Origin of the sequence: Vibrio sp. Isolate24 (genome assembly GCF_022398215.1) — a bacterium.
Classification (GTDB): domain Bacteria; phylum Pseudomonadota; class Gammaproteobacteria; order Enterobacterales; family Vibrionaceae; genus Vibrio; species Vibrio coralliilyticus_A.
In genome coordinates this window covers 1609086-1630168 of sequence record NZ_JAKEUU010000001.1, presented here as the reverse complement: position 1 = coordinate 1630168, position 21083 = coordinate 1609086, and the positions used below count along the sequence as shown (strand labels likewise).

General features: G+C 44.1%; 15 protein-coding genes. 10 read left to right on the top strand and 5 right to left on the bottom strand.

All coding sequences use genetic code 11. From position 1 onward, the window contains the following. The first annotated feature begins 15 nt into the window (after positions 1–15). The 9 genes from yaaA to deoD all read left to right on the top strand — a co-directional run bounded on the left by yaaA (position 16) and on the right by deoD (position 8225). A complete protein-coding gene (gene yaaA, locus L1D23_RS07255; protein ID WP_239865094.1) occupies positions 16–789 on the top strand; it encodes a peroxide stress protein YaaA in 774 nt (257 codons plus the stop codon). Between the two features lie 12 nt (positions 790–801). After that, positions 802–951 carry a DUF5363 family protein gene (locus tag L1D23_RS07250; protein ID WP_239837690.1) on the top strand — a complete coding sequence of 50 codons (150 nt, stop codon included), beginning with the start codon at positions 802–804 and terminating at the stop codon, positions 949–951. Continuing rightward, complete coding sequence (locus L1D23_RS07245; RefSeq protein ID WP_239865093.1) at positions 951–1724, top strand: TatD family hydrolase; 774 nt, start codon at positions 951–953, stop codon at positions 1722–1724. The genes L1D23_RS07250 and L1D23_RS07245 overlap by 1 nt, the downstream gene beginning before the upstream one ends. A gap of 204 nt (positions 1725–1928) precedes the next feature. Beyond that, complete coding sequence (locus L1D23_RS07240; protein ID WP_239865091.1) at positions 1929–3191, top strand: NupC/NupG family nucleoside CNT transporter; 1263 nt, start codon at positions 1929–1931, stop codon at positions 3189–3191. A 354-nt stretch (positions 3192–3545) separates the two neighbouring features. Beyond that, positions 3546–3716 (top strand): DUF1427 family protein, encoded by a 171-nt coding sequence (locus L1D23_RS07235; protein WP_239865089.1) that lies wholly within the window; start codon positions 3546–3548, stop codon positions 3714–3716. Positions 3717–3980: 264 nt separating this feature from the next. Continuing rightward, positions 3981–4757 (top strand): deoxyribose-phosphate aldolase, encoded by a 777-nt coding sequence (gene deoC, locus L1D23_RS07230; RefSeq protein WP_239865086.1) that lies wholly within the window; start codon positions 3981–3983, stop codon positions 4755–4757. 82 nt (positions 4758–4839) lie between these two features. Further along, positions 4840–6168, top strand: a complete 1329-nt coding sequence (gene deoA / locus L1D23_RS07225) for a thymidine phosphorylase (RefSeq protein WP_239865084.1) — start codon at positions 4840–4842, stop codon at positions 6166–6168. 58 nt (positions 6169–6226) lie between these two features. Then, the gene (locus L1D23_RS07220) at positions 6227–7447 is read left to right on the top strand and encodes a phosphopentomutase (protein ID WP_239865082.1); all 1221 of its coding nucleotides are present in this window, start codon (positions 6227–6229) and stop codon (positions 7445–7447) included. A gap of 67 nt (positions 7448–7514) precedes the next feature. Further along, positions 7515–8225 (top strand): purine-nucleoside phosphorylase, encoded by a 711-nt coding sequence (gene deoD, locus L1D23_RS07215; RefSeq protein ID WP_239865080.1) that lies wholly within the window; start codon positions 7515–7517, stop codon positions 8223–8225. A gap of 240 nt (positions 8226–8465) precedes the next feature. On the opposite strand, the gene L1D23_RS07210 is transcribed toward deoD, so the two are convergent. The 4 genes from L1D23_RS07210 to L1D23_RS07195 form a co-directional block, all read right to left on the bottom strand. Beyond that, positions 8466–8903, bottom strand: a complete 438-nt coding sequence (locus tag L1D23_RS07210) for a hypothetical protein (RefSeq protein WP_239865078.1) — start codon at positions 8901–8903, stop codon at positions 8466–8468. After that, entirely contained in the window at positions 8904–13256 is a 4353-nt protein-coding gene (locus L1D23_RS07205) for a DUF637 domain-containing protein (RefSeq protein WP_239865076.1), read from the bottom strand. A gap of 18 nt (positions 13257–13274) precedes the next feature. Then, positions 13275–16100: a filamentous hemagglutinin N-terminal domain-containing protein gene (locus L1D23_RS07200; protein ID WP_239865074.1), complete on the bottom strand. Its 2826-nt coding sequence runs from the start codon at positions 16098–16100 to the stop codon at positions 13275–13277. 792 nt (positions 16101–16892) lie between these two features. Further along, positions 16893–17498, bottom strand: a complete 606-nt coding sequence (locus tag L1D23_RS07195; protein ID WP_239865072.1) for a YtjB family periplasmic protein — start codon at positions 17496–17498, stop codon at positions 16893–16895. Between the two features lie 103 nt (positions 17499–17601). Here L1D23_RS07195 and serB point away from each other — a divergent pair, with 103 nt between their 5' ends. Beyond that, entirely contained in the window at positions 17602–18582 is a 981-nt protein-coding gene (gene serB / locus L1D23_RS07190) for a phosphoserine phosphatase (RefSeq protein WP_239865070.1), read from the top strand. Positions 18583–18625: 43 nt separating this feature from the next. Here the strand turns inward: serB and L1D23_RS07185 are convergent, their stop codons facing one another. Continuing rightward, positions 18626–20971, bottom strand: a complete 2346-nt coding sequence (locus L1D23_RS07185) for a PilZ domain-containing protein (RefSeq protein WP_239865068.1) — start codon at positions 20969–20971, stop codon at positions 18626–18628. Between the last annotated feature and the right edge of the window lie 112 nt (positions 20972–21083).

The window sequence follows — 21083 nt, the reverse complement described above, 5'->3', positions numbered from 1 at the left end:
AGATAGAGTAAAGTCATGTTAATCGTCGTTTCACCAGCGAAAACCTTAGATTACGAATCTCCACTGGCGACAAAGAAATTTACTCAGCCAGAACTGATCGAGTATTCAAAACAACTGATTGATGTGTGCCGCAAGCTAACGCCTGCCGATGTCGCGAGTTTGATGAAAGTTAGTGATAAGATCGCTGACTTGAACGTTGGCCGTTTTCAGGAGTGGAGTGAGACGTTTACCACAGAGAACTCACGCCAAGCGATTCTGGCTTTTAAAGGTGATGTATACACTGGTTTAGACGCGCAAAGCTTGTCAGACGATGACTTTGATTATGCCCAAAAGCACTTACGCATGTTATCTGGCTTATACGGTCTACTAAAGCCACTCGATCTGATGCAGCCTTACCGTCTGGAAATGGGGACGAAACTTGCCAATGAGAAAGGCAGTAACCTCTATCAATTCTGGGGTAATGTGATTACTGATAGACTTAATCAAGCCATTACAGAACAAGGTGACAATGTTCTGATTAACCTTGCTTCAAACGAATATTTTAAAGCGGTAAAACCCAAAGCTCTAGATGCTCAGGTGATTACGCCAATTTTCAAAGATTGCAAAAACGGTCAGTACAAGGTGATCAGTTTCTATGCGAAGAAAGCGCGCGGCATGATGGCGCGATACATTATTGAGAATCGCATTGAGAGCGTTGCGGATCTGACTAAGTTTGACACGGCAGGCTATTATTTTGTTGAGGATGAGTCTTCACCAACCGAATTGGTCTTTAAACGTGAAGAGCAATAAAGGATTCAAAAGATGATGTCTTGGTTTAAGCAATGGGTTGCACGATACGACGCGTGGTGTCAGTCGATGGGGCTAACACCAGAGAATAAACGCAGTTGTGTTCCTTATCGTACAGACCCAGTTCACCAAACTTCAGAACCCAACAAAAAGGCGCAAGGATAATGCGCCTTTTTGATACTCATTGCCATTTAGACTTTAAGGTATTTGAGAACGATTTCGCTGAACATATTGAGTCAGCAAATCTAGCAGGCGTAGAACGCTTTGTCGTTCCCTCTATTGGCCCATCAAACTGGAATCGACTTGAGCAACTCGCAGCCAAATATCCATCGATATATTATGCGCTAGGCTTACACCCTTATTTTCTCGATACTGATAGCCACACCCTCCAAAATCAACTGGCGGAGCTGCTCAGTCAACAACCTGACAAATGCATTGCTGTAGGTGAGTGTGGCTTGGATGCAGTAGTGGCTGTTGATAGACAGATTCAGGAACGCGTTTTGATGCAGCAGATTGAATTGGCGAAAACTTATAAGCTGCCACTTATCCTTCACTCCCGCAAAACACACAATCGCCTCCTACAATTGCTTAAGCAGTCTCGTTTTTCGTATGGAGGAGTTCTGCATGGTTTTTCTGGGAGTTATCAGCAAGCGATGCAGTTTGTTGAGTTAGGTTTTTACATAGGTGTGGGAGGGGTAATCACATACCCAAGAGCACAAAAAACGCGTAAAGCTGTTATTGATCTCCCTATTGACTGTCTTGTTCTCGAAACGGATGCGCCGGATATGCCGCTTTTAGGGCATCAGGGTAAGCCTAACCATCCAGCAATGTTAACTCAAACCTTGTCTTGTCTCGCAGATCTACGGAATGTCAGTAAGCAAACGGTTGCTGAAAACGTTTGGAAAAATAGCAATCAGGCGTTCGGTATTTGTGAATAGTTTCTAAATAAAATGTTCTTTTTATGATTTGTAGTTGGGTTAATGGTGATCTTGTTCACGTAATTAGGTGAATGAATGATGAATCTTATTAGAAACTGTGAAGACAGCATTACTTTATAGATGGACGGATGAGTATAATTGCCTCCGCTTTAGAGCTCCATTTTGTAACACGCCAACAAACAACATATAAGGAAGTCATAAACTATGAGCCTGTTTATGAGCCTAGTCGGTATGGCAGTATTGCTAGGAATTGCATTACTACTGTCTGATAACCGCAAAGCTATCAATCTAAGAACTGTGGGTGGCGCATTTGCTATCCAATTTATCATCGGTGGTTTCGTTCTTTACGTACCTTGGGGTCGTGACCTTCTAGCTGGCTTCTCTGCTGGTGTTCAGAATGTTATTGACTACGGTAAAGACGGTACTGGTTTTCTATTTGGCAGCCTAGTTAACTTCTCAGTTGACGGTATTGGCTTCATTTTCGCGTTCCAAGTACTTCCAACACTAATCTTCTTCTCTGCACTTATCTCTGTACTTTACTACATTGGTGTAATGCAATGGGTTATCAAGATTCTTGGTGGTGGTCTACAAAAGGCGCTTGGTACTTCACGTGCAGAATCAATGTCTGCAGCAGCGAACATTTTCGTTGGTCAAACTGAAGCACCTCTAGTGGTTCGTCCGTTTGTTCCTAAAATGACACAATCTGAACTATTCGCTGTAATGTGTGGTGGTTTAGCATCGGTCGCAGGTGGTGTTCTAGCTGGTTACGCTTCTATGGGTGTACCTCTAGAGTACCTAGTTGCTGCATCATTTATGGCAGCGCCAGGTGGTCTATTATTTGCGAAGATCATCAAGCCTGAAACTGAAACACCTGACGAAGATCTAGGTAAAGATATCGACGGTGGTGACGACAAGCCTGCTAACGTTATCGACGCAGCGGCTGGTGGTGCTTCTGTAGGTCTACAGCTTGCTCTAAACGTTGGTGCAATGCTACTAGCATTCATCGGTCTAATCGCACTTATCAACGGTATTCTAGGTGGCGTTGGCGGTTGGTTCGGTATGCCTGAGCTAACACTTGAAATTCTACTAGGTTACCTATTCTCGCCTTTAGCATTCCTTATTGGTGTGCCATGGGAAGAAGCAACACTTGCTGGCTCGTTCATCGGTCAGAAACTGGTTGTTAACGAATTCGTAGCCTACCTAAACTTCGTACCGTACGTTGGTGAAGCAGCACAAGTTGTTCCAGCAACTGGTGAAGTAATGTCTACTAAGACAGCAGCTATTATCTCGTTCGCTCTATGTGGTTTCGCAAACCTTTCTTCTATTGCGATTCTACTAGGTGGTCTAGGTGGTTTAGCACCAAACCGTCGTCACGACATCGCTCGTATGGGTGTTAAAGCGGTTTGTGCTGGTACGCTATCTAACCTAATGGCGGCGACAATCGCTGGCTTCTTCCTATCTTTCTAATTAAGTAAGCGAAAGATTATATAGACGCCGTTTTAAAAAGCCCCGTAGACACACACTGTGTGCTACGGGGCTTTTTTTGTTTTTCTTTCCCTGATTATTGCTTCCTAGGCCTGTTAGTAGGCTCTTGTCAGGGAAAGACTCGAATACAAGCTTTATTGAGTGTTTGGCTTGATTCGAGATAAGTCTGAAGTGGATTCAGACAGCCGGATTCATAGCGTTTGTGAGTCGATAAGAATTGAACAAACGTTGAACAGAATCTTTTTTGAGATACAAACCGTTTGCGCTCTATGAGCCACTACAGTTCTGCGACGAATATCTATAATGTATGTAAATATAGAGAGTAGGGTAAAACTCATGAATGATGTTTTCCTCGCAGCCCTCGCGGGCTTTGTCGTTGGAGTCCTGTTTTCTGCCATTAAGTTGCCCATTCCTGCACCGCCTGCACTAGCTGGTGTAATGGGAATCGTTGGGGTTTATCTTGGTGGCGTGACTTATCAATGGATTATTGAGAAGTTTTTTAGCTAGCGCTTGTTAATACAAGGAGTATGATCGGCGCTGGTTGTAACTATGTCTGGGCATCAGACAAAGGTTACAGATACCGTTAGACACCGCAATCGTAGATTGTTGTGCCATAGACCAAACTGGTACTGTGCGGTGACAAGGATAGCAATTGGGGGCAAATTCGCTGTTTACCCCTAAGTCTTCAGGGAACCAAGTCCGTTCATTAATGACTGCAAAACCGACATGAGGTTGAGCAGACACTTTTATGAATATTGATCGGAGATAGAAATGAGCGATTTAAAAGCAGCAGCACTACGTGCACTTAAACTTATGGATCTTACAACGCTAAATGACGATGACACTGATTCTAAAGTGATTTCACTATGTCATGACGCAAAATCAGCGGTGGGTAATACCGCTGCGATCTGTATTTATCCTCGCTTTATTCCTATTGCTAAGAAGACACTTCGCGAGCAAGGTACACCAGACGTTCGTATTGCGACAGTAACGAACTTCCCACACGGTAATGACGATATTGATATCGCTGTTGCCGAAACGAAAGCGGCCGTTGCTTACGGTGCAGATGAAGTGGACGTTGTATTCCCATACCGTGCTCTAATGGCAGGTAACGAAGAAGTAGGCTTCGAGCTAGTTAAGCAATGTAAAGCAGCGTGTGGCGATATTCTTCTAAAAGTCATCATCGAAACGGGTGAACTGAAAGAAGAAGCACTAATTAAGAAAGCCTCTGAAATTTCAATTAAAGCAGGCGCTGACTTCATTAAAACTTCAACGGGTAAAGTGCCAGTCAATGCCACACCTGAATATGCACGCATGATGCTAGAAGTTATTCGTGATATGGGCGTTGCAGAATCTGTTGGTTTCAAGCCAGCAGGTGGCGTGCGCACTGCTGAAGATGCGGCAGCATATCTAGCAATGGCTGATGAAATTTTGGGCGACAACTGGGTAGATGCTCGTCATTACCGTTTTGGTGCGTCAAGCCTGCTAACTAACCTACTGAATACATTAGAAGTAACAGACGAGACTGCAGACCCTGCAGCGTACTAATTAAAAGTCTGAATGTGGTGAGCGAAAGCTCACCACATTACCTTTTACTCTACTAACCACCTTATTTGTGTGGGAGGCCCTAATGTATTTACCTCAAGAAATCATTCGTAAAAAGCGTGATGGCGAAGTCCTGACTGCCGACGAAATTAATTTTTTCATCCAAGGTGTGGCTAAAAACACCGTCTCTGAAGGTCAAATCGCAGCCTTTGCGATGGCTATCTTTTTCAATGAAATGACAATGCCAGAGCGTATTGCACTGACGTGCGCGATGCGTGATTCCGGTATGGTTATCGATTGGAGCCATAAAGAATTTGGCGGCCCAATTGTAGATAAGCATTCAACAGGTGGTGTTGGTGACGTGACGTCATTGATGCTTGGCCCAATGGTCGCGGCATGTGGCGGTTTTGTTCCGATGATCTCTGGACGAGGTCTTGGGCATACTGGCGGTACGCTAGATAAGTTGGAGTCGATTCCTGGCTACAACATCACGCCAACCAATGAAGTGTTCGGTGATGTCACGAAAGACGCAGGTGTTGCCATCATCGGTCAAACCGGCGACTTAGCGCCAGCCGATAAGCGTGTTTACGCAACCCGCGACATTACCGCAACGGTGGACAACATTTCACTGATCACGGCTTCAATCCTGTCTAAGAAACTCGCTGCTGGCCTTGAGTCATTGGTTATGGATGTGAAAGTGGGTTCTGGAGCATTCATGCCAACCTATCAAGCATCTGAAGAACTCGCTAAATCTATCGTAGCAGTCGCAAACGGTGCAGGTACCAAGACAACAGCTATCCTAACTGACATGAACCAAGTATTGGCGTCTTCAGCGGGTAATGCTGTTGAAGTACGTGAAGCGGTTCAGTTCCTGACTGGCGAATATCGTAACCCTCGTTTACTCGAAGTGACCATGGCATCGTGTGCGGAAATGTTGGTGCTTGGCAAGCTTGCTGATAATACGGAAGAGGCACGCGCGAAGTTGATGGAAGTACTGGACAACGGTAAAGCGGCTCAGTGTTTTGGCAAGATGGTTGCGGGCTTAGGTGGCCCTGCTGATTTTGTTGAAAACTACGAAAACTATCTGGAAAAAGCAGAAATCATCAAACCAGTCTTTGCTGATGAAGACGGTATTGTATCGGCAATGGATACGCGTGCAATCGGTATGGCGGTTGTCTCCATGGGTGGAGGTCGCCGTGTTGCTACAGACGAAATTGACTACGCGGTCGGCTTTGACGGGTTTATCCGCCTTGGTGAAAAAGCATCGAGTAATAAACCGCTGGCTGTGATTCATGCACGTAGTGAAGAGCAATGGCTTGAAGCGGCGGAAGCGCTTAAACAGGCTATTACTATCGGTGGTGACTATACGCCTACGCCTGAGGTTTATCGTCAGATCCGCGCAGAAGACGTTTAATCAAAAATTACACTAAGGCCTCCATATAAAAAGATTAACGGAGGCCTGAGGAAGAGCAATGAAAAGAGCATTTATTTTAGTACTGGATTCATTTGGAATTGGTGCGACAGCTGACGCTGAAAAATTTGGTGATGTTGGTTCAGATACGTTAGGCCATATCGCTGAGCAGTGTGAGAAAGGTCTAGCAGACAACGCTGATCGTCAAGGGCCACTGACGTTACCTAACCTGTCAAAGCTTGGTTTAGCCATGGCTCACAAAGAGTCAACAGGTCACTTTGCGTCAGGCTTAGATACAGAGGCGGACATTATTGGTGCTTACGGCCATGCTGCTGAGCTGTCTTCAGGTAAAGACACGCCGTCAGGCCACTGGGAAATTGCTGGTGTGCCGGTTCTGTTTGACTGGGGCTACTTTACCGACAAAACAAACAGTTTTCCGAAAGAGCTCACCGATCGCATTCTTGAGCGTGCTGGTCTAGACGGTTTCCTTGGTAACTGCCATGCATCGGGCACTCAGGTTCTGGATGATCTTGGTGAAGAGCATATGAAGACAGGGCAACCTATCTTCTATACGTCGGCGGATTCGGTATTCCAGATTGCTTGCCATGAAGAAACTTTTGGTTTAGAGCGTTTGCTTGAGCTTTGTCAGATCGCACGTGAAGAGCTTGAAGACTACAACATCGGCCGTGTTATTGCTCGTCCATTCGTTGGGCCGGGTAAAGGCCAGTTTGAGCGTACTGGTAATCGCCGTGATCTGTCTGTTGAGCCACCTTCAGCGACGATTCTACAGAAACTTGTTGACGAGAAGGGCGGTGAAGTTCACTCGATTGGTAAGATTTCTGACATTTACGCTGGCTGTGGTATCACCAAGAAGACCAAAGCAACCGGCATTCCGGCACTTTTTGAAGCAACCAAAGAGGCTATAAAAGAAGCGGGTGATAATACTATCGTCTTCACCAACTTTGTTGATTTTGATTCCGCCTATGGTCACCGTCGTGATGTAGCTGGCTATGCTGCTGCGCTTGAGTACTTCGATGGTCGTATCCATGAAGTGATGGAGATGATGGAAGAGGACGATCTTCTGATCCTGACTGCCGACCACGGCTGTGACCCAACTTGGCCAGGTACTGACCACACGCGTGAGCACATTCCTGTGATTGTTTACGGCCAGAAAGTTCCAGCAGGTTCGTTAGGTTTACGCGATTCTTTTGCTGACATTGGCCAAACACTGGCGACGTATTTTGGTACATCACCAATGGATTACGGTAAGAACTTTTTATAATTTGAGATGGTTAGGGAGGTATCTTACCTCTCTAACAACGTTTAACTGAGTTAAGGAATTAACAGACATGGCAACTCCACATATTAATGCTGAAATGGGTGCATTCGCAGACGTTGTTCTTATGCCGGGTGACCCGCTACGCGCGAAGTACATTGCAGAAACATTCCTCGAAGATGTCGTTCAGGTCTGTGATGTGCGTAATATGTTCGGTTTCACTGGCACTTACAAAGGTCGTAAAGTGTCTGTGATGGGCCACGGTATGGGTATCCCATCTTGTTCAATCTATGCGACTGAGCTAGTCAAAGATTACGGCGTGAAGAAAATCATCCGTGTCGGTAGCTGCGGTGCAGTTAGCGAAGATATCAAGGTACGTGATGTTGTGATTGGTATGGGCGCTTGTACCGACTCTAAAGTGAACCGTATTCGCTTTAAAGGCCATGACTTTGCTGCTATCGCTGATTATAAGATGGTTCGCGCAGCGGAAGAGGCAGCGAAAGCTCGTGGTATCGAAGTGAAGGTGGGTAACCTGTTTTCCGCTGAACTGTTCTACACCCCAGATCCTGAGATGTTCGATGTGATGGACAAGTACGGTATTGTCGGTGTTGAGATGGAAGCGGCAGGCATCTACGGCGTTTGTGCTGAGTACGGTGCGAAAGCTTTGACTATCTGTACTGTGTCTGATCACATCAAAACGGGCGAGCAGACTACATCAGATGAGCGTCAGACTACGTTCAATGACATGATGATTATTGCGCTAGATTCAGTTCTATTAGACTGAGTTCTTGATAAAGTTAAAGCGGTAGTTTTTTAACTGAGCGTATATAAAAAGCCCCTTAGCATTTGAGCTAAGGGGCTTTAAGTTTATGAGCTATTAGGCATCAGAGGTTTGATGAGGGAATAACTGCTTATGCTCTGGGTCGAGAGCATAAAAGCTTGGAAACTCGCCTTTTACCAACCACAGCGGCATATATTCACTGTCAATGGTGGGCTCAAAGCACCTAATCTCACGGACTGTCACTTAATCAAGATAAGTCAAAATCTTCGCCTGCGGAAAATCCCGTTGGATATAAGACATCACTCGCTTTGCTACATCACTATCTTTATTGACATTCAAATAGTGTCGAATCGCTGAGCACGAAACTTCACTATCGAACAATACATCTATATTGATTGATTTACTTAGATAAATTCTTCGAACGTATGCTTCAATGTTACCAAAAAAATGCTCTTGGTCTTCTGGGTTATTTCTTAGCCTTTTTACAAACGATGTAAACTCGTGCACAAATAGATCAGCATCAATTTTACCGCACTGAATATCACGTAACACCAAGAACAGAGCAGGACCATAGTTGTGCACTCCGTAATCCCTATTTAAACATAAGTAGTTACCTGAGCCTTTAAAATATTGATCAACCTCATTATTCACCAATGCATACTCAAAAGATTCACTACTCATTTACAAATACTCCGATTCAGTAAAATGCGCCTTAAGGGCATCGATATCACCATTATGCTGAATTTTTTCTGCCCCCTCAATTGCAATTTCTTTTGCTCCACCTTTGGTAAAACCACCAGGCACCCACTCTTTGGGGTACGCGCCTATCTCATTCCCATTTGGCATAGAAAAGTGAAAGCGAGGGTCATTAGGGGCAATTTTAACATGCAAGATTCTCATGTCTGCTGCATCTATTAAATCAGTTTCTGACATTCCCAGACTAAGCCTTTCATTTAATACACGAATATCATTACCCGCAGCCTTATATTCCGCGACTATTTTGGCGATGTCAGACGGCAGTCCGGCAAATTTTCTCGGAGGTAATTCTGAGAACTTAGAACTTAGATGAGATTCTAACTGTATAAAGGCCGCGCCTTCTTCATTAAACAACGCTTCGTGAGCATCTACGTATTCTTTGCTCAAATAAGAACGGGGATCTTTAGGCCTATTTCCTCTTTCCAAATTAATGACAGTGTCATAATCTTTTTGAGACATAGGCACATGATCTGGTACTTTTGCCCCTGCTGAGTTAAAGATAGTCGGCTTTGGCTTACTAGAAGACGCTTTGTCATTGACTTTCTCTCGAAGCTGCTCTAACTGGTCAAGGTGGGGTGACATCTGACCATCAGTCTTGGCATGGTCGATCATCTTATCTAGCACATCGTCAGCGGACCAATCTTCTATTGCCTCAAGAATGGCCTCCTTCCCTTTTTTGACCAGCTTTAATCTCAAGATATGGTCTATTCCCATCTCAATCAGCTTATCAACCAATAATTCTTTGACTTTGGCTTCGATAACCTCATCGGTCAGGTTTTCGGGATTCTCTATAATATCCCAAACTTCTTCTACGGTTTCTTTAATGCTTTGCGCTAAGAGGGCGACCATTAACGTATTAAACGCAAATATCAGAGCCGGTATAAAGAAAGCATTATTTTCAGCTGAATTCCCGCCAGCAAACATAGCATGATCAATGTTGCTATGATTTGCTCCGGTTGCAAAGAGAGTGATCCCTGCGACTAATCGACCGATATCCCCCCCCATCTTTTGTATCTTCAGCAGATCTTGGGTTAGCTGCTGACGGTACGCCAGTGATTGCGGGTTAATCTCTGGATCATTCATGTCATTAAGAAACTTACTTGAGAAATTACGTGACTCAGATTCCAGTAATGCAAGCTTTTCCTCGAAGTCCGTATTGCTTTTGTATAGCTCCGCTGCAAACTCACCAATCACGGCACCAGCTGCACCACTTCCGCAACCTGATATATTTTCGTTACTATTACCCCCAGCTGTAATTTGACGTGCGGCACTAAGAGCACAGCCAAGCGCAGCGTGCGCGATGTAACCAGACGCGGTTGAAATAGGATTCTCACCCGTCTTGGCTTCACTGATCTTATTGGCTAATTTCTCACCAATTACAGAGATCGAAGAAGTCACGACAGCATTGATAACTATACTGTTAAAATCATCAATACCGCTTAAGCCTTCACCAGAAAGGACGCTGTTAACCTGAACGGCAACCACAGATGAAAGAACCGAGTTTGCCGATTGTTGAGCAATATCAACGACAACCTCATTGACGCCAACACCATTAAGCCCCTCAGAAACAAAATTTAAATCGAGTCCCTGCATAACACCTGCGGTGATCATTGATGTTGCCAGTCCACGAATTGAATCTTTGCTGGTCAACTGATCGAAGGTGTCTGATATATCACCACCATTTGCTAACAACGAGGCTGTCGCCTGCATCGCTAATGCGTTAATCCCAGCCGCCATAGCTGCCGATGTTGCGCCAGCAGACGCACTAACACCCGCGAGACCTGCAACGCCAGTTCCGCTTGTTGCTACAGCCACAGCCACTGCTAAAATCGCCATTGCTGCAGGTGTCAACCCAGACTGATCGTAGTCCCACTGCTCTACAACTAAATCAATTTCACTCCAGTTAGCTTCTGGGTGAGCATCTTTGACATCTTTTAACCAACTCAGCCCATCATTTTGTGCTAGCTGATCAATTAACGCGTTACGATCAAGGTGAGTCTGATATGGGTTTCTTGGCAATTCAACGGTGATGCCATTTCGTGCATCAAGAATTAATCCTCCTTGAGCGCGAAATTCAGTTATATGCGCAGTTTCTTTTGAAACCCCATGTCCTTTATTGCCAAAAGACAACGAACCTTCGAACGACTCCGATTTGCTGTAGAAGTATTTTTCTAGTTCAACTTCAATATCGATAGTGTCAGCAACAATCTTGGTCAAACCATGACTGGTTAAGCGAGTCGCTTTAAGCTGAACCGGCGCTGTCTCAGTTTTTAGAATTAGGTCATGACCTGCTCGCAATAACGTAGCAATCACCCGTGAGCGTTGTTCGCTTTCCTCTCGTTTTTCTGACGAACCAAAGACACCGCTTCCACCTGCTTCAAAAAGTTTGTGATAGCTTGCTTGATCCTGTGCGGCGAGTAGATATATACCTTGCCCTGCCAAGAGCTCAATAGTGCCCTCGCTCTCTAAAATAGAACCTTTCGATTTAAGAGTTTGCTTAGTAGCAATAGACAGCAGATCGATTGCGGACATTTTGGTTTGTATATTGGTCAATGATTGACTCGATTGACTCCAACCATGGCCGCTTTGTGCATCGCTATGGCGCACTTCAGCTGGAAGCAGTTGTACTGCACCGCCGGCATTGACCTTCAAGTCACCCTGGGAAGAGAACTGACCCCCGATGCTTACAAAGTGGCTGGCAGTTTGAATGTTAAGATCACCAAAAGATTCAATTTTCGCCAGTTGCTGAGCTTGCTCATTAAACCCGTAGGCGTGGTCATAACGGTAGACTAAGGTTTGGTTTTTCAGTGCATAAGCTGTGAGTTTAACGTCTCGGCCTTCTATCGTTCCAGAAAGGTTAGACAATAAACCGCCTACTTCAATCTGAATGCCTTCTTTGGCACTCAAATGCCCCTTATCATTGATAAAGCTATTACGAGTACGAATTAACGTATCTCGCATGGCAAGTACTTTACCGCCTTTATTGAGAAAATCTGTTGCCGTAATGGTACCTTCACCAAGACTAAATGTCGTGCCATCGACTTTGTTGGCTTTTACGGTTTGTGCAGTCAGATAGATTCTTGGTACCAAAACCTTAGAGCCATTAGCAAGAATTTCAAACTCAGGCCAAAGCATATCCTCAGTCAGACTATTCATTTGAGCTTGGGTCAGCTTTTGGCCAAAAATTAGGCCATTGGATCGTAAGTATTGGAAACCATTTTGATATAGTTCTTGCGCCATCTCTTCATAGGTGTCGTAGGCTTTAGGTGCGACAAGATAGCTGCGATTGAGTAAGACATTCAGTTGTTGACGTACAAGATCCCGCTGAATATAGGCAGAACCGATGTAATCTGGCGTTTCAGGCTCTCCGGTTTGGCAATCGTAGTTTTCAAAGCGGATAGTCGCATCTTCACTACTTTGCTTATAGAACTGCGCGAGCCCATCAGTTAGCTGTGTCAGTGGCGAAGAAAAGCGTTCATGGTAATGGCTGCTACTCTCGCGTGATTCATGTACCAAGTCAGACATACCTTTTGCTATGGCATGTTGCAGGGAGGCCTTGTCGTATTCAGACAAACGCGGAGTTGGAATACCACTTTTTACGCAACGAGATTGGGCATCAATGGTTCTTGAAGTGAGATAAACAAAAGGTATAAATACACGTCCCACACCGGGCAAGTGGCGTTTTTCTGGCCAAATGATGTCGTATTGCAGATTATCGATATCTTGCTGAGACAAGTTATCGCCAAATTGATGCCCTGTTTCTTGCATAAACGAAATCGCGTTTTGGTAGTACTCGGTCTGCATTTGCTCATAACTACCAAACCCTAGTTCTGAAATACGGCTGCTGCCTATCAGCTGCTTAAGCTGAAAACGTACGATTTCACGTTGCAATGCACCATTACCATAGGCTTTAGGTGTTGGTAACGGAACAAAGAAGGTAACATCACCACTTATGGGGGCCCAATCGATTTCTGGCTTAAATTGCGGGTAATCATTAAAGATGGTGGTAAGTAAATCAGTTAAACCATCTCGAATGTCCAATTGAGCAAGGTTTTGATTGTATTGCTCAATATAATTATCGACTTGAGCATCAAGCAAGTAGCGACTCGAAGACGCCAAATGATCTTCAAGTTGCTCAATAGTCTGATTGATGCGTATATTCGCCAGAGTCGGCGCTGTAAATGTCATTGTTAGTACCGGGAGCATCACACTCGCGGTGATTTTTTTCCAGCGAGGCAATTCATGGCTCAACTCGCTTAATTCGTTTTTATCCATCATCTTTTTTATTCGTTATTTTTAGAAGTCTTTACCGTAGGAAATATCACCTGTCGCCAATAGCCCTTGAATTTCGGTGTTAGGACGTTGGATATCAAACAGTGAAATAAGCTGACCATTAATTTGGTTTTTATCGACATGGAAGCTGGTGGTGGTCCAGCGGCGTATTTTGTGACTGATACATTTTCTAAACACACGTCTTGAACAATAACGCTCGGCATGGTGATGGGTAACTCTGCGGTCTACTCGCGCTTGGGTAACTAAACCCAGCGAGCGCAAACTGGCGATGTTGCCTGCTAGCGTACCCAACACCTCGACACTCCCTGCTTCGTTTATAAGTGCTGATGAAAAAGAACTGTCGCTTTGACCCTCAGCCTTTTTGCCTCCATCAATATAGAAGTTGCCGCCTACCAATAAGTAAGGTGGAGGAGACAAGGATTTCACGTATTGTGTGGTTTCTTTGATATGGGTATCTCGATGAGGGCGAGACTTATCGACATTGGTACTTGACTCAATAAAGTAGCGTTCGTTACTGACTCTTGGTGCACGGACACTTAAATTACCCGTCAACACTTCAAGTGCTGATGAAACGTTTTTGAAAGAGTTTGATGCTTCAATATAGAGGTTATTTTCAGCCGAGATTAGGGTTTCAAAGGTGTCTTTTAGATCAAAGACTATTGGTGCATCATTAGCTGCTCTGACATTTGAACGTTTTTTAAGCTGAGGGTTTACATTCAATACATTAGGCGCTTGCATCGCAATGTTAAAGCCGATGATAAGTGAACGGCGGTTATCGACATCTATTTCTGAAACCACTTTACCTTGTTCAGCACATTTTTTTTGCGCATTGGCTGCTAAACCAGAAGCTGTTCCGAGCTGAATCTGATTTTCATTAATATGAATATCACCACTACTACGTCGAGAGCTTGTTTTATTGGTTAGTGACCCCTCTGAATTGCTCAAAGGCGTAGGTGCTTGATCAAAACTGTTTTCAGGATATTCACACTGAAAACCTTCGAGCCAACCATTGGTAATCGACTTTTTGCTTACTAGAGTGACATCACTTGCTGCGAGTAGGCCTTGGTTGTAGTTATTGATGTTTTCTTCGCCGTTAATGTATAAGCTGTTTACCGCGATCAGCTCACCGCCAATATTGTTCACAAACTTAGCGGCAACTTTTATCTCATCGGCACTGAGCAAGCCTTGGCTTTCAAATTCGAATTCGGCCGCTACATTGACTAAGCCTGCTTTTATACTGGCGGCTTTAAAGCTGTCTAGCGGGCGAACTCTAACATTTTGACCTTGCAAATTGACATTGGAAGAAGTGGATAAGGTTGCGTCTTTTAATGTGATAGTAGCAAAGCTCTGAATATGAATATTGCCATTAGAAAGCAATAGCTGGGAACGACTTTCATCACCTTGGTGAGTTTGGTAGTCGCTAAGCACGGTAATATCGGCTTTGGTGTTGATATGATTTTCCACCACAATATCACTGTATTGATTGGTGGTTTGCAACCAAACACTGCCCGCATCAATCGGGTATTTGACTATCAATGGTACACTGTTCTCAACTACATCGACTTGGTTATTGCTTGTCGAATAATCATGGGTAACACGACCAGCAATAATTTGTACATTACCTTGTGAGGCAATTAACTCACCATTAGGATCAAGCACAATCTCACCATCGATGTTTCTATGCGCCTTGGCTAAAGTGGAGATAGGACCATCGAGATTGATACGGTTTGCCAACAAGGTGACCATTAGCGCATCATCTGTGATTAAACCATCAGAGCCACGTATTTGAATTTCACCTTGATTGGTTGAGATGCTCGTAAGCGCCCCGTGTCGGTCAAACTCGGCGTCGCCGGTTGCGATGGTGACACGCTGGGTATTGCTAAATTGACAGGACTGACAAATCACGCCCGCTTGACTAATAAAGAGCAAATCCGCCGCGCGGCCAAGCACTTCGATTTTACCAAGTACCATAGGGTCAATGCCGGTATGCTCAATGACGATTAACTGAGGCGGCGCTTGCTCAGCAAGGTTTGAATTCAGCTTGGGGTTGTTGACCAATGACAAGCGTTTCTCATCTTGGTTAAAATGTTCAAACCGCATATGGGATACATTGCTCTGGTTGCCTGCATCAATCATCAGTAGTTGATTTTCTGACTGACCGTAAATTGCGGTTGACTCAAGCTGCGCATTTGGGGTGATTTCGCCATCGCTAATGTAGCCTTTAAGCGATGTCTGCTCGGGCAATTTGCGATTTTCGATACAAGCAGGAAAGCCCAAACTGCGGCCTAGCGTTTGATTGCTCGCACATACTGGTTGAGCCGCAGCTGTGGTGTTTTTTCGGCAATAACCGCCGCTTGGCTTGAAGCCTCGTGGGCAGACTAAGGTTGGGCGCTTAGTGTCTACCTTTTTATACATGGGCTCGGGTTTGTCGCTATATACTATGTCTTTAAGCCAAGCAAAATCAAATGTATGCAATGTTTTATTTAAGCATGCTTTATAAAGTACTATAAGACTCGGTGTATTATACTTTTTACACGAGTCCGAAAATAAAATCTTCTCGCATTCTTTTCCTTTTTTACCATCGATCAAGTTATAACCACTCGGGCAGGAAAAAACCATAGGCTTATTTTCACTGCCGTAGCATCGAGCATTACTGTGATTAAGGCTAGCGTTGGCTGGGCAGGTATAGTGAGGTTCAAACTTAAATGAGCTTTGGCACACGCCATCTACTAAGGTGGCATTAGGTAAAGCACATTGAGTATTTGGCCATGCAACAGGTGGTGAGCCAACTGGTCCAGAACTGACGGTCAATGACACTGATAACAGCATCACCACAGCTCCAATAGGCAATAGTGAACAGACTTTCGTGAGTATTGATTTCATAATATTAGGTTGGTTACATCTGAAAAGTGAAAATCACAGCGCAATAGCATAATTACCAAGGCGATTTTTACTCTAATCCTGTTTCCACAGAAACTGAGGTTAAATAAAAGCGACTAAAACTGTATTCCAGTCAAAGTAATGTAATTTTCATTATTAAAAGTAATTTAAGAGCGCTAATGATATTTGATAGGTAAATCAAAACAAGATGTAAAAATAAGAAAAGATTAATTATTTGCACTGTGTATATATTGGGTGGTGTACGTCACAAGAAACTAACACCCACAGATAAAAATGTTGAATACCATACAGATAGAGGCGGGAGTTGTTATTACCTATGGACTTGCTTGGCCTAGTGAGCGCTATTTGGATTCAGTACGGCATGAAATACTTGATTAAGTAGGTTGGCGAGCGAGTTTGATGATCACCTCGGTGTGGCTTTATGAGATCATTTTCTGGCGAGTTTGTACAAATGTATCAGCAGTACAGCCAATTCATGATGGGGGATTGAAGTTCAGTGATGTAGTAGACCTAGTGACTTTAAGTCTATCCATTTCTGGTATGTGTTCACAATTAATGCTTATTACTGCTAAGAATTGAGATTTGGCCATATTGCTAGCCCTGTTAGCTATAATCGGTCTTCCAATTTAATGGGGTTTAATAATTCCTAGCTCAGCTGCTATCAAACCAACGACTTTATCTATTCGTGGGGGTAAATTATCGAGACTGCAGTGCCATTCGTTAACTCATCTCTTTGAGCAGTAGGTTTTCACCTTTACGTTTGGGCTTTCTTCGAATCACAATCGCTAGTAGCAACCCTGCAATAAAGCTCATCCCAACCATGGTGTACATATAACGATCACTTTTACGGTAGTAGTGATCAGAAAAGGCAGTTACTTTACCGGTTTCAAAAGTGATACGCACAAAACCAATCACAGCGCTATCATGCATGATTGGCTCAACAAGCTGCTGTTTGCCAATTCGAGCGGTTTCGAGCGGTGTATCTAAACCCAGAATTTCACGCACACTTTTCCCTTTGTCACTTGAGGCCAAGCGAATGCCTTCAGCGTCATAAATAGTGGCATCAAATACGAGATTGTCTTTAGCCAGTTGGTTAGTTAACTTCAGTAGGCGCTCCTGATCTTGATTAACGATCATCTCACCTGCTGATAAAGAAGCTTGAGACACCAACACCTTTGTGAGTGTTTCCAATTGGTTCTTTTGGATTTGCTCGTTGCCTTTGGTAATTTTTACGCTGTTAACACCAATCACACCGACCATCGCAATCAAGGAGAGGATAGCGAGCGCTCTTAAAGCCATGCGAAATGAGAACAGAGAGGATTCCATACTCACCTAATCTGAGGTTAATTTTGCTATAGAGCATATTGATACTTGCGCAGCTAAATTGCAATAGGTTAACGTGTGAGGAGGTTTTTTAGGAATGATTTACATGGAAACGTTTAAGACCCTTTCTATTCAAAAACATACTTCACTGTTTAACCGAATTCCAGAGGTGCGTTTATCCAGCCAATTTGATAAAGCGAAAGCCAATTGGATTGTTTTTGCGGAGTATTTGTCTCCTCAACACTTCGAAGATATCGATTTTTTTACCGGTAAATATAATGCTGTCGTGGATGTGTGGAAAGTTGGCCGCTATGAAGTCGCTTTAATGCAAGGTGAGTTGACCCCAGAACATGAAAAGATTTTGCAAGGGATTGAGCTCGATTATGCACCGCTGAATGAATTGCCTGATTTGTCAAAACCGGGCCTTATCGTAATGGATATGGACTCCACGGCTATTCAAATTGAGTGCATTGATGAGATAGCTAAACTGGCTGGAGTAGGTGAGGAAGTGGCGGAGGTCACTGAACGAGCCATGCAGGGTGAGCTGGATTTTGAACAGAGCTTACGTCAGCGTGTCGGAGCACTCACTGGGGCTGATGAGAGTATTTTGTCTAGCGTCAGAAGCGAACTCCCTTTGATGCCAGACCTTCCTGAATTGGTACATACCTTACGTCGATTTGGCTGGAAAACAGCGATTGCTTCTGGCGGCTTTACCTATTTTTCAGATTTTCTGAAAGACACGTTGAAATTAGATCATGCTCAGTCTAACCAGCTGGAAATTATTGATGGAAAGCTGACTGGTAAGGTGCTGGGTGATGTGGTTTCAGCCCAAACCAAAGCGGATATTCTCGAAGAGTTAGCGGAACAATATGACATAGAGCTGCACAATACGATTGCTGTTGGTGATGGGGCGAATGATCTGGTGATGATGGCCGCTGCCGGTTTAGGTATCGCATTTCATGCTAAGCCAAAAGTGGAACAGCAAGCACAAACTGCAGTGCGTTATGTCGGGCTTGGAGGCGTGCTGTGTATTTTATCGGCGGCGTTGGCTAAGCAGAAAAAGATCAGTTTTAAGCCTGCTCCGTAATGCAAGTTGCGAGGGGGAGCCCTCGCTTCTGTCTGCTCAGTGTTTATTGGCTCAATTCAAGGCGAATAAGCACTTCTTCTGTAATATCCGTTATTTCACTATAGCCGACGATACCATTAATCTCTTTTTCTAAGCTTCTAGCTTGATGCATACTGATCGGCGCAAGTTCTTTGATATCTTCTTGAAGAAGGGCACTCATGGGATCAAACACCGGCGCACTACAAACTCGAAGGGCGTAGAATTCACCGATTGCTTGAGCGTTTTTAATAAAAGAAATACGCTCTTTAACTGCGCTGAATTCGCTCACCAGTTTGGATTCATACGACTGAATTCGTGTACCAAACTGTGTGATAGACAAGTATATTTCTTGGAATTGTGGCTGCGCCCCATCAATATGTCGCATCGGTTGGGCAAGCAGAGTATTAGTATGACCTTTGTAGATAGGTTCGACGGAAAAGTTTTCTTCCTGCCCTAATTTTGCCAATACCACTAACGGCGGTGAAAGTGGGTAGTTAACACCAATGACACGAGGTTTAAGATTTCTCCCTCGTTTTTCTACGAAGATAGGCGTACTCACAACTTTGTCGAGTAAGATATCATGCAATCCTTCAAGTAGCTGGTTACTTGGCAAAAGCTCTTTTTTGGCGACGAGCTTATCTTGGTTATGCTCAATCAGCCGGCCAAAAAAAGCAATGGTGCGCATTGTGTTACTGTCTTCAAGCATGACGAGCTGGAGACGTTTTCCACCCGGCGAAATACGAATAACTTTGTAAGGAACGCTGTCGAGAGGCAGCTTCTTGTCATAAAGGCTGAGTTCTTTAAAGTTAACAGAACATGTGTCCCCAGCTTTAAGTTTACTTGGAGTGGTCAAAGCCACACTGATACCGCGCTTCGAAATATCCAATGTTACGCCTGCATGCACCACATTTGTATCGCAAGTCATTTCTATTGGTGAGCGAAACTGAAAGCGAGGTTCCTTACGACGAGATTTTGCATCAAAATAAAGGCAAACCGGATTATTTTCTGGGTTACGCGCGTGGCAGAAGCGATTGAGGCTACTACTAGGGATTCTGGGTTTAGAAGTCAGTAAGTAATCCTGATGGGTGGACTGAGTGGAAAGCTCCTGAAGAATACCGCAATGAGTGAGCAAGTGAGTTTGGAAGTCCAGCTCAGTAGAATGTTTAGAAAGTTCGGTACGCTCTTCATCAGACAGTTCGAAGACATGCAAGCGAAATGCTCTCCAGCTCTCTTTTTTTGCACCGACATGCCAGAATAACTGACGCACTTCTCGTGTCGCTTCAGGCATCATCATTGAGAAGAACAAAGTCTTACCTTGATGCTCATGAGTGAAGGAGTAAAACACATTGTTACTGCCACGCATACCGGGCTTGGTTAACTGTTCAATGCGCTCTTTATTAAACAAGCTGGTTAATGTTTGTTGATTGCGCTCGTCTTGCCAGTATTGCCAAATAGGTTGATTGTTCTCTGTCATCAATGCCAGTTTGAGTTCGCTGCCACTAAAGAACACGGGTAAATTACAGGTATGCTTGAGAAACGTATGCTCATAGCCTCGAGAACGAGCACGAATGACTTTGTCTTGATTGTCATGCCGGCTGCGTTGGTTATCATTTTTTAGCTTATCTTCTATGACTTGCTCAACAACATTTGACTCATCAAGCTTCAATAATCGTAGGTACTTGACCGCATCATTTTCATATGAGTCATCAATACCGACAATCCGATAACTAATGGGGGTATCTAGCCCTTCTACTTCGCTGTCTTTTATCAATTCAACGAACCGAACAGCTATGACTTCGCCAAGTTTATAATTGAATGCAGAGGGAGCTTTAAACTTGGCTCCGGATGGAGAAATATCGACGGTTGTCGCGTGAACCAGTTGATCTCTGTTGATTTGAAACTCTATCTGTGTGGAAAGCTTGAGGCGATTTTCACGGCGTTTGAGATCATAGCCCAAGTTGATGGCTTCCACATCGTATGCCGTGCTCTTTTCAGAAAACTCGATACCTTGTGGTTTGCCTCGCTTTTGCATCACCCTAAAGTTGTTGTGAGTGTTGCATAATGCTTCCCAAACACCTTCGGTATAGCCACCAAACTTACGGGTATTTTTGTGGTAGGCATTGAAAGCGACATCATCGAGCCAATGCTTCACGCCGTCGAGCTCATATTCTCGACATTCCCCTTTTACCCGACCACGAAGGTCTACCGGTTTAGTGCAAGGGGCCATGACTCGATTAAGTTCCATCTTGACCAGAATTTTAACCGATGGGGGCTCTCCTTCAGTCATTTGCTCGAGAAGGTATTCAAAATCATCGGAATTGTAAGCAGGAATCAATCGTTCTGCTAAAGATAAAATCTCTGGCTGCTGCATATATTTTTGTTAGCTTGTCCCTTACGCTAAATATCGGCCTTGATATAAAGATCTTTAATGATATGTTACACCGAATCAAGGTTAATAGGTGACGAATGATAACGGCATTGTC